The sequence below is a fragment of the Winogradskyella psychrotolerans RS-3 genome, assembly GCF_000427335.1.
Classification (GTDB): Bacteria; Bacteroidota; Bacteroidia; order Flavobacteriales; family Flavobacteriaceae; genus Winogradskyella; species Winogradskyella psychrotolerans.
The window spans coordinates 1-957 of record NZ_ATMR01000001.1 but is presented as its reverse complement, the minus strand read 5'-3'; the positions used below and the strand labels follow the sequence as shown (position 1 = coordinate 957).

Here is a 957-nt window from a genome sequence, read left to right as displayed (position 1 = left end):
CGATGTAGATGGTGACGGACAACTCGACATCGTATCGGGAAGCTATTGGTACAAGGGGCCTGAATTTACCAAAAGACAATTGATTGGTCAGGTAAAACGAGTTAGCGAATATTTTGATGATTTCTCGACTATCCCTATGGATGTCAATGGAGACGGTAAAATGGACTATGTCACTGGAGGCTGGTTTGGACAGACACTTTACTGGGCCGAAAACCCTGGGGGCAACAAGGAATGGGCTATTCATGAAATTACAAAACCTGGCAATGTGGAAACTACCCGTGCCTGGGATGTAGACAATGACGGACACCTGGACATTGTACCCAACACACCCAATCAACCCCTCGCCTACTACACCCTGATTCGTGATGCGGGTGGCAAAGGTACAGGCGAATTTGAAAAACACCCTGTCACACAAAAGCATGGACACGGCCTTGGATTTGGTGATATAAATGGAGACGGCAGAGGTGATTTCATCGTTCCTGAAGGCTGGCTTGAAGCACCTCAAGACCTCAAAAATGGAAAATGGAAGCTCCACGACACTTTTCAACTGGGAGGTGCAAGCGTACCCATTATTGTAACTGATGTAAACAAAGACGGTTTAAATGACCTTATCGTTGGGCAAGGCCATGACTATGGTTTGCACTGGTACGAACAGGTCAAAAGCGGAGACAAAATCTCCTTTATAAAACATGCCATTGATCCTTATCAGTCTCAATACCACACCATGGAATGGGTGGACATAGACAATGATGGAGAAATGGAACTTGTGACTGGCAAACGCTACCGAGCCCACAATGGCAATGACCCGGGAGGAAATGATTTTCTGGGAATGTATTATTTCAAATGGAACGGGGAGTCATTTACCAAAAATGTGATTAGCTATGGCCCATTTGGAGAAGGTAAGGGAGCTGGTTTGTATTTCTCAGTTGCCGATCTGAATGGCAATGGAATGAAAGA

The 957-nt window shown here is 45.5% G+C and carries 1 protein-coding gene; it reads left to right on the top strand.

What is annotated here, in order from left to right; genetic code table 11:
* A partial coding sequence (locus tag ADIWIN_RS00005; RefSeq protein WP_040756031.1) for an FG-GAP repeat domain-containing protein occupies nucleotides 1–957 on the top strand: 957 nt, incomplete at both ends.